This window comes from Clostridium sp. CM042 (assembly GCF_055080995.1).
Map to the genome: position 1 here is coordinate 42,930 of NZ_JBSJES010000002.1, position 9,165 is coordinate 52,094.

The following is a 9,165-nucleotide window of genomic DNA, read 5'->3' on the forward strand; positions in this document are numbered from 1 at the left end:
TATCACACTAGCATGTCTATTTTGTATATGCTAAACAGTTATCTACAAATTAACTTTTTTGATTATATAATGATGGCTTGATCACTGATCATTATGTAATAAAGTTAGTTTTTATTTTTAACACATTTTCCTAAATTACACCACAAAAAATCCCCTTAAGCAGCCTTAAGGGGATTTGAGAACACAACAAATATATATAATAAAAACTACGTATAATTGCATTCACCTTCTTTCATCCAGACTATACTGTCGGCTCCGGAATTTAACCGAATCTGCCTTACGGCTTGCGGGCTATACCGCCGATAGGGAATTTCACCCAACCCTGAAGGATACTTTATATAACTTTATTATTAATATACCATTCACATTATTCCTTGTCAAACCAAAAAATCAAATTATAACCATTAAAGAGAAACTTAAGTTAAAATAGTTTCTTTTCAATGGGACATTGGTATTAGGGGCACTAACTGGCGTGTTTACAACGAAAAACTAATAATATGCAACAGAAACTTACCCATTATTAGGATATTCTGATAATTTACAGGATAAATTTATTGCATTTAGGACCTTAGAGATATTACTTTTACCTATAAATAAAAGTAATTCTATAAAATCTTTCTCTTTTTTGTTATAATAGGTATCATAGATGTTTTGAATCCTAGGGTCTGCTTGTAGCATTGCAGTGCTTGAAGCTAATGATCCTGGCTTTCTTTTAAAGGTATTAAGATAATGTTCAAGCTTAATAGACCATTCATGAAATCCTAACTTCTTTTCATGGGAAGCTATTTTTTTACCCTCACTAAAGCAAACAATGTCATTGGAATATATTTTTATGAATATTCTTTTTCCAACATACATATCAGGTACAGAATACCGACAGGTATTCACTGAGAATGTCGAATATTTATCCACTCTAGGTTCTTCTATCCTAGCAGTGTCAAGTTTTGCAATATAAGGCCCCATATGTTGTCTTTCCTCATTAAGAATTTCTTTTGCAGTTTTCATATTTTTTATTTTTTGTGGTTGGCTATTCAATTTATCGCATGTTTCCATCAGATATTTATTAGCTTCTTCTAATGATTTAAAACTATCATTTTTACAAAAAGACTTACGTCGTACTACCTCTACACTTCGCTCGACATGACCTTTTTCATTTCCAGCTCGAGTATTGCAAAACCTAAAGTCAAAGCCATAATACATGGACATTTTAAGCAATGCATCCGTAGGTTCTTTCTCAGTAGGTCCTACAAATTTTTTAACTGCAACTCTCATGTTATCATAAACGATTGTTCTATATACTTGTCCTATATGTTCAAAAAACAAAGCATGAGCTTCTTGAAAACACTCTGAATTTTGTTTAGCAAATAACTGTGCATATCTATAATTCCCTTTTGCAGATGTAAATACAGCCATTTGAAATGTTCTATCCAGAGCATTAATAGTTAACTTTACTTCCCCCCAATCAAATTCACAAATATCCCCAAGCTCATATTCTGATTTTATAAATGCCTCGGCTCCATTCTCAAGTAATTTATTTATATAGTTACTCACAGTTGGATAACTTATATCGTAATCGTCTTCTTTTAACGCTTCATATATATCAATTTTCTTTTTTTGCTGCTTATGCCTCCCGGCATGCCGTTTTTGCTGGTTTTCTTCAATATACCCCTTTATCTTATTTATAATTTCTTCGGTTAATTTTTTCTTTTTTCTATTTATGCAATAGTATTTAGGTTTCTCAACAATACTGTCCTGAAGTTCTCTTATATCATCAATTCCTCCATTAAAATTCAAAATTTCTTGTCTTGCCACTTCGTATTCTTTAACATATTTACTAATAGTTTTTCTATCAATTCCAGTCTCTCTAGCTATGGACCTTTGAGACTTTCCGTTTAGATGTGCCGATATTATGATGTGTTGTTTTTCACTCAATTTAATCATCTCCATTTCCCCCTCTTATGATGCCTCTCATAAGAAAGTTTACTGTAAGGTGGGGGATATTTCAATTAGAATTGTGGGGTAGTTTTAGATTAACATATACACTTGGGTTGATACTACAACAGCTCAAGGAAAACTGATGTTTACTATCTTTGCAGGTATTAGTCAGTTTGAACGAGATCTTATATCCCAAAGAACAATAGAAGGTCTTAATGCAGCGCGTGCAAGAGGAAAAAAAGGTGGACGTCCAAAGACAAATGAGAAAGAGATTAAGCTAGCAGTTAGAATGTATAATAGCAAGAACTACAGCATTTCTGAAATTACAAAAGCAACCAGCGTCAGCAAAACTACTCTTTACAGATATATTAATAACAATAAATAATTCTAGTAATTAAACCAAGGAGTTGATATGTAGTGGCAGCAGCAGAAATTTTACTGACTGAGGATCAAAGACTTGAATTTACTCAAATACCACAAAATATTAGTGAATATGAAATTGTAAAATATTATACTTTTTCGGCCTATGACATTGGCATTATTAATAAACATAGAAGAGATTATAACCGTCTTGGATTCGCTGTTCAAGTAGCCTTACTGCGTAATCCAGGGTGGTCTTTGATCAGTATAAATAATATTCCAGAAAGTGTTTTAAATTACATTGCTAAGCAAATACAAGTTAGTCCAAAAGAACTTGTATTATATGCTCAAAGGGAGAATACGAGGTTAGAACATTTACAGGAGATTAGAGAAATATATGGATTAAAAACCTATACTGAACAACATAATCAATCTCTAAAACAAACGTTGCTACCTTATGCAATTGAAAATGATAATGTAATAAATCTCATGAAATTAGCAATCAACGAAATTAAAATACAAAAGATAATACTACCAGGTATTACTACCATTGAAAAAGTCGTGAGTGAAGTGATATCAAAGGCTGATGAAGAATTTATTGAAATTGTAAATAATAGTATTACAAGTGAGCAGAAGTATACACTGGATATGCTTATAAATGCTCAAAATGAGGATACAAAGACAAAACTTGGTTGGTTGAAAGAAGATCAAGGACATTCATCACCAAAAGCATTTGCAGAGGTAATAGAAAGACTAGAATTGATAAGAAGCTTGCAACTTGAACTAAATATTGTGGGTTTGCATCCAAATCGAATTCGCCAATTATCTAGGTTAGGGTCTAAATACGAACCATTTTCATTAAGAAGATTTGAAGATAAAAAAAGATATGCAATATTGGCTTTGTATTTATATGAATTAAGTCAAAACCTTATAGATAAGGCAATTGAGATACATGATAGACAGATAAATGTTCTATTGTCTAAAGGACGTAAGAAGCAAGAGGAGCTACAAAAACAAAATGGTAAGTCATTGAATGAAAAGATTGTTCACTATATAGATATTGGAGCTGCCTTGATAAAGGCAAGGGATGAGAATTTAGACCCATTTGAAACACTAGAATCTGTAATGCCATGGAGTAGGCTTGTAGCCTCTGTTGAGGAAGCTAAAAAATTAGCAAGACCCGTAAGCTATGATTATCTTGATTTGTTGGACAGTAGATATAATCAGCTTCGTAAATACACACCTATTTTAGTTAAGTATCTAAAGTTTAATTCAACCAATACCGCATCAAAACCCTTAATTGAAGCTGTAAATATATTAAATAATATGAATGAAAATGGAAGCCGAAAAGTTCCTGAAGATGCTCCAACAAATTTTATATCTAAACGTTGGAATAAATGTTTATATGAAAAAGATGGTTCAATAAACCGCCACTATTATGAAATAGCAACACTTAGTGAACTTAAAAATAGAATACGTTCCGGAGATGTTTCTGTTGAAGGAAGTAAGAATTTCAAAGACTTTGAAGAATATCTTATATCACATGATGAATGGAACACTGTTAAAAAAGCAGGTACAAGACTTGCAGTAAACCTAGATGTTAGAGAATACCTACAAGAAAGAATTGAATCGTTGGACAGTAGATTAAAGTGGTTCTCAGAAAATATTGATACATTAGAGGGTGTAGCAATTGAAAATTCTAAGATACATATTGATAAATTAGAAAAGAGTACTCCTCCTGAAGCTATTCTTTTAAGTCAAAAGCTATATAAAATGATGCCTAGAATTAAACTTCCTGATCTACTTTTGGAAGTGTCAAAGTGGACAGACTTCGATAAAAATTTTATTCATGCTTCAAGTGGACATATGGCTAAAGGTGAAGAAAAAACCATCCTAATGGCAGCTCTTATGGCTATGGGGACTAATATAGGGTTGTCAAAAATGGCTGATTCAACTCCTGGTATATCTTATAGGCAAATGGCAAATACAGCACAATGGAGATTATATGATGACGCTATGAAAAAAGCACAATCCACACTTGTTAATTACCATCATAAATTATTTTTATCAGCCTTTTGGGGTGATGGTAGCACTTCATCCAGTGATGGTATGCGTGTTCAGGTTGGAGTATCTTCTTTGCATGCTGACACTAATCCTCATTATGGAACTGGCAAAGGTACTACCATGTATAGATTTGTAAGTGACCAATTTTCAACTTTTTACACTAAGGTTATAAATACTAATGCCAGGGATGCAGTACATGTTATTGATGGACTTCTTTATCACGAAACAGATTTGAATATTGAGGAACATTATACAGATACTGCCGGTTACACTGACCAGGTATTTGGATTAAGCCATTTGCTAGGCTTTCGTTTTGCACCTAGAATTAGGGATATATCGGAGATTAAACTATATTGTACTGGAAAGGCTAGTGAGTATCCTAAAATTGAGAGTATTTTGAATGGTCGGATAAATACTAAGATAATTGATGAAAACTTTGACGACGTGTTAAGAATGACACACTCTATAAGAGAAGGAAATGTAACAGGTTCCCTCATAATGGGCAAAATAGGTTCTTATTCAAGGCAAAATGCTTTAGCCACTTCATTACGAGAAATGGGAAGAATTGAAAAAACTATTTTCATATTAGACTATATAACTAATAAATCACTTAGAAGGCGTATTCAGAGAGGACTTAACAAAGGAGAAGCTATGAATGCATTTGCTAGAGCTATATTCTTTGGTAAGCGCGGAGAATTTAGAGAAAGAGAGTTACAGGATCAGCTTCAAAGAGCAAGTGCTCTTAATATTTTAATTAATGCGATAAGCATTTGGAATACAACTTATTTACAAAAGGCTATAGAGCATTTAAAACAGAATTATACTTTTGATGAAAGTTTACTTAAACATATATCCCCATTAGGATGGGAACACATTAATCTACTTGGCGAATATAATTTTGATGTTAAAAATGTTCTTGAATCGGATGAATTGAGACCGTTGAATATTAATAATCCATAAAATGGCTTAGAGTGGGTAAAAAGTCAACTTTTTATCCATTTAATTCCTTAGCGTGGGTTTTGTCGGAAATGTTGGCGCTACCCCGATGTGGCCTAGCCTTTGACTGCGACGGATTATATTGGGTTAGATCTAACAATTCCTTAACATGGATTTCATCGAAAATATTAGCGCTAACCCTAATTGTTATGTACATTCAGTTTATTGAGTAAAACGTTGATTCATATGGGTTGTTAAGCAATCAAGTTAAATTTAACTAAATAATTTTCCTTAAGAAATTCTAAAATAGAATAGCAAATATTAAGGGTGTTAGCCTAGGTTGTAAATATACTACCATACCATATAACATTTATTTATATAATAAGAAAGCTTTAATATATTAATATTGGTGTGGAAGGGTCGATATCTACTACAGATTTCTACTAAACTAATGATAAAAGTACTTGACTTAGAGTTAACTCTAAGATATATAATAAATTTATGTTTTGAATGTAAAAGGATTGATTAGTTAAAATAATCAACAAAGTGAATTTTTTAGGAGGATACAATGAATAAAGAGTTATTAGAGAAGATACAAACAAGTGAGTTTATTTCAAATGAAGACCCAATATTTACTGAAATTAATGAAATACTTGAGAATACTTTAAAGTTAACATCTGAATTAAATACAGGATATAAAACACCTCAAGAAGTCAGAAATATTTTATCAAAAATTACTGGTAGTAAACTTGATAGTTCTGTACAAGTATTAACACCATTTAATACAGATTTTGGATCTAATATTAGATTAGGTAAGGGCATATTTATTAATAAATCGTGTATGTTTGTTGATTTAGGTGGTATTGAATTAGAAGATAATGTTCTTATTGGACCTGACGTAAAAATATTATCAGTTAATCACCCACTAGATTCTAAAAATAGACGTGGTGTTATTCTTAAGAGCGTAAAAATTAAACGTAATGCATGGCTTGGAGCAGGAGTGACAATTTGTCCGGGGGTGACAATTGGAGAAAATTCTGTTATTGGAGCAGGCTCGGTTGTAACTAAAGATGTACCTAGTAATACAGTGTATGCTGGAGTTCCAGCTAAGTTTATTAAAAATATATAAGTAAAATAAATTTTGAGTGAAGAACTGTCGGTTTGCAGTTCTTTTTAATTATATTGATGAGTAATAATATGTTAAATACTAAGAAGTTTATATACTATAGAAATGAGTAAATAATGCATAAAAGGGGGGTATTTTCTCAATTAGATACCTTTTATGCAGTCAAAATAGTATATACTGTCACACATAGAATCAAAAATGAGGGTATAGGCTAGTTATAGGGGTTTACAAAATGTCGTGAAAATTTCCATTTCACGACATAATTTATTTTTTGATTATTTTTTAAGTTTCTTCACTCTAAAATAATGTGACATGCATGGCAATCCAGAGAAAATAGTGGGAACTAAAGATATTATCATTAATATTATGCTAATATTTCCTACAGTTCTAGGTATATAAGAGTATTTGGCCAGCATACTAAGAGAAAAGAATAAAACGAATAATATTAATGAAGGTAATGCAACTTTCCCCAATTGACTGTATTGATTTTCATATTTTTCTATATTAGTTGTTTTATCAGTATAAATAGGTTTTATTCCTTCAGGGGCACTGAATATATGAATTTTATTTCCAATAGAGCAAACATGCAACCACCCAGCTGCTTCAAAATAGGAATAGTACTCCTCATCAGCTTCATTTGTATAATCAAGAGAATACTGTATATCTTGTGGTTTACTTTTTTTTGATTTATATCCTAAAAATCCAAATTTATATAAGAGCCAACCTTTCTTTGCATATGCTGATAACATGGTCATTTCCACATCTTCTGAAAAAGCTAATCCATTAGAGCCAACATACTTTGTTTTCCTCATTTTAATATATCTCTCCTTTATCTTTAAATATTTTCTCAGCAATTATTATCATTTTGCGTCTTCGCTGAATTTCTCTTTTTAAGAATTCAATTCCTTTTTTTGTTGTAATATACGTTTTCCGGTTTTTATTTTCAGTATCGACAAGTTCAATCAACGCTGCTGATAAAAGCTTTTTTATACTGGTATACAAAGAAGCCGGTCCTATTAAAAAACTACCATCAGTCAAGTCCTCAATTGTTTTCATAATAAGATATCCATGTTTTTTCTTTATCAAAGATAATAGGATATAGTAAGAAGTATCTGTAAGCTCTCCCATTTCTAACAAATCATTTCTTCCCATTTTACCCCTCCTTACACGTATCATTAAACGATATGTTATTTAATAACATATCATTTAATGATATAGTTGTCAATCGAAATTTAAGTATTGCCAAATTTTACATAAATCCACTATAGTGTAAAAACAAACAGTACATTTAAGTATACAATTGTATACATACTTAAGAATTTATTTCGTAATTTTTGTATAACTTTATACTAAACGATCAAAGAGCATTCAAGATAATTATATATTATGTTGAATGCCCTTCTTATATTTGTTCATATCCAATTACCTATAGATTATAGTAAATAAAGGAAATAACAACTGCGTTACTCCCTTTATCACAATTATTTTATTTAGTTTGAAAATTCAAGTTAAACCCTTGAATTTTTTATTGCTTTTTCATACCTGTGTAAATCAAAATTGCATCTCTTAAAAAAGCTGCTGTACCAGGTTGATCTTTATCATAGTATGCTGTGAATCTTTTATCATCGACATACGTTTGAGCAATCCCTGCGTGTGCCTCTTTGCTATAATCACTCCAATAATAAAGAAGCCACTTTTTGTGTAAATCAGCTGTTTTTTGAGCTATATCACTAGATGGGTCTCCATTTTCAAAAGCTTTTGCAAGGCTAGTTGTAACCTGTTTTGCTAACTTTGTCACCTCATCATATTGTTCCTCGGTCATGTTCATAACCTTTTCATTTGATTTTTCAATTGTATCCTTGCCATACTTTTCTCTTATTTCTTTACCATACTTTTTCTCATTATTGTCAATCATGTTTTTCTTAAAGCCTTCAAATTTTTCTTTATCACTCATTTTAATTTCCCCTCCAGTTATTGATATTGTTTTATCTAAATTTGATATTAAAGTATCCAATTGATTTCTTTTTTTAAGGAGCTTTACACGATGTTCTCTAAGTGCATTAGCTTTATTAAAAGAAGGATTAGTTAATATTTCCTTTATACTATCTAAACTTACGTCTAGCTCTCTAAAAAAGAGTATTTGCTGTAACATATTAACTTCTTTTTCACCATAAATTCGATATCCTGAAGAATTTATTCTTGCTGGCTTAAGAATTCCAATTTCATCATAATATCTGAGTGTTCTAGTGCTTACACCTGCTAAATTGCCTAGTTTTTGCACTGTGTATTCCATCTGCTCACCTCCTTACAAGATTATTGTACACATTTACGTAGCGTCAATGTCAATAGTCTTTGAAAATATTTTTAAACTTTAATAAGAGTGCAAACCGGACAAAATAATTACTAGATTATACTATTTAAATGTAGATTAAACATAAAATAAATTATGTCGTGAAATATATATTTGAACTAAACCGCTAAAAGCGGTGGCAGACAAGTACTAATAATATTAATTTAATTTTTATTTAAATAAAATAGAAAGAAGTATCCTATTTGACTAAGATACTTCTTTATTATAATGCACACTTCCTATAAACTTTTATTGATGGGGTATCGTCAGCAAAAATGATATTTCGTACGTTAAGGGAATTATAGTTACATAAATGTAATTATTTTGATTTGTAAATGATAAATCAAATTGTTCTTATAAATTTAAGGTTTTAAATTATTATGTGCGAATGTAA

7 protein-coding genes and 1 riboswitch are annotated in these 9,165 nt (G+C 31.0%); of the genes, 3 read left to right on the forward strand and 4 right to left on the reverse strand.

Annotated elements, in window-relative coordinates:
- Positions 1–220: 220 nt before the first annotated feature.
- A riboswitch (FMN riboswitch) is annotated at positions 221–334 on the reverse strand.
- A gap of 176 nt (positions 335–510) precedes the next feature.
- Positions 511–1,941: an IS21 family transposase gene (gene istA / locus ACWJJ7_RS18490; protein ID WP_462965077.1), complete on the reverse strand. Its 1,431-nt coding sequence runs from the start codon at positions 1,939–1,941 to the stop codon at positions 511–513.
- Positions 1,942–2,035: 94 nt separating this feature from the next.
- Here istA and ACWJJ7_RS18495 point away from each other — a divergent pair, with 94 nt between their 5' ends.
- The 3 genes from ACWJJ7_RS18495 (at position 2,036) to ACWJJ7_RS18505 (ending at position 6,424) form a co-directional block, all read left to right on the forward strand.
- Positions 2,036–2,320, forward strand: coding sequence for a helix-turn-helix domain-containing protein (locus ACWJJ7_RS18495; protein WP_462965111.1), 285 nt, complete (start codon positions 2,036–2,038; stop codon positions 2,318–2,320).
- 32 nt (positions 2,321–2,352) lie between these two features.
- Complete coding sequence (locus tag ACWJJ7_RS18500) at positions 2,353–5,319, forward strand: Tn3 family transposase (protein ID WP_462965078.1); 2,967 nt, start codon at positions 2,353–2,355, stop codon at positions 5,317–5,319.
- Between the two features lie 544 nt (positions 5,320–5,863).
- Positions 5,864–6,424 carry a DapH/DapD/GlmU-related protein gene (locus ACWJJ7_RS18505; protein ID WP_462965079.1) on the forward strand — a complete coding sequence of 187 codons (561 nt, stop codon included), beginning with the start codon at positions 5,864–5,866 and terminating at the stop codon, positions 6,422–6,424.
- A 272-nt stretch (positions 6,425–6,696) separates the two neighbouring features.
- On the opposite strand, the gene ACWJJ7_RS18510 is transcribed toward ACWJJ7_RS18505, so the two are convergent.
- From ACWJJ7_RS18510 to ACWJJ7_RS18520, 3 genes are all read right to left on the reverse strand, one after another.
- On the reverse strand, positions 6,697–7,233 hold the full coding sequence (locus ACWJJ7_RS18510) for a DUF2812 domain-containing protein (protein ID WP_462965080.1): 537 nt from the start codon (positions 7,231–7,233) through the stop codon (positions 6,697–6,699).
- A 1-nt stretch (position 7,234) separates the two neighbouring features.
- Positions 7,235–7,573 (reverse strand): PadR family transcriptional regulator, encoded by a 339-nt coding sequence (locus ACWJJ7_RS18515; RefSeq protein WP_462965081.1) that lies wholly within the window; start codon positions 7,571–7,573, stop codon positions 7,235–7,237.
- 373 nt (positions 7,574–7,946) lie between these two features.
- The gene (locus ACWJJ7_RS18520) at positions 7,947–8,714 is read right to left on the reverse strand and encodes a MerR family transcriptional regulator (RefSeq protein WP_462965082.1); all 768 of its coding nucleotides are present in this window, start codon (positions 8,712–8,714) and stop codon (positions 7,947–7,949) included.
- Between the last annotated feature and the right edge of the window lie 451 nt (positions 8,715–9,165).

Bases quoted from the DNA above. Each gene is read 5' to 3' on its own strand.
- istA (WP_462965077.1), bottom strand. From the start codon at position 1,941: ATGATTAAATTGAGTGAAAAACAACACATCATAATATCGGCACATCTA.
- ACWJJ7_RS18505 (WP_462965079.1), top strand. From the start codon at position 5,864: ATGAATAAAGAGTTATTAGAGAAGATACAAACAAGTGAGTTTATTTCA.
- ACWJJ7_RS18510 (WP_462965080.1), bottom strand. From the start codon at position 7,233: ATGAGGAAAACAAAGTATGTTGGCTCTAATGGATTAGCTTTTTCAGAA.
- ACWJJ7_RS18515 (WP_462965081.1), bottom strand. From the start codon at position 7,573: ATGGGAAGAAATGATTTGTTAGAAATGGGAGAGCTTACAGATACTTCT.
- ACWJJ7_RS18520 (WP_462965082.1), bottom strand. From the start codon at position 8,714: ATGGAATACACAGTGCAAAAACTAGGCAATTTAGCAGGTGTAAGCACT.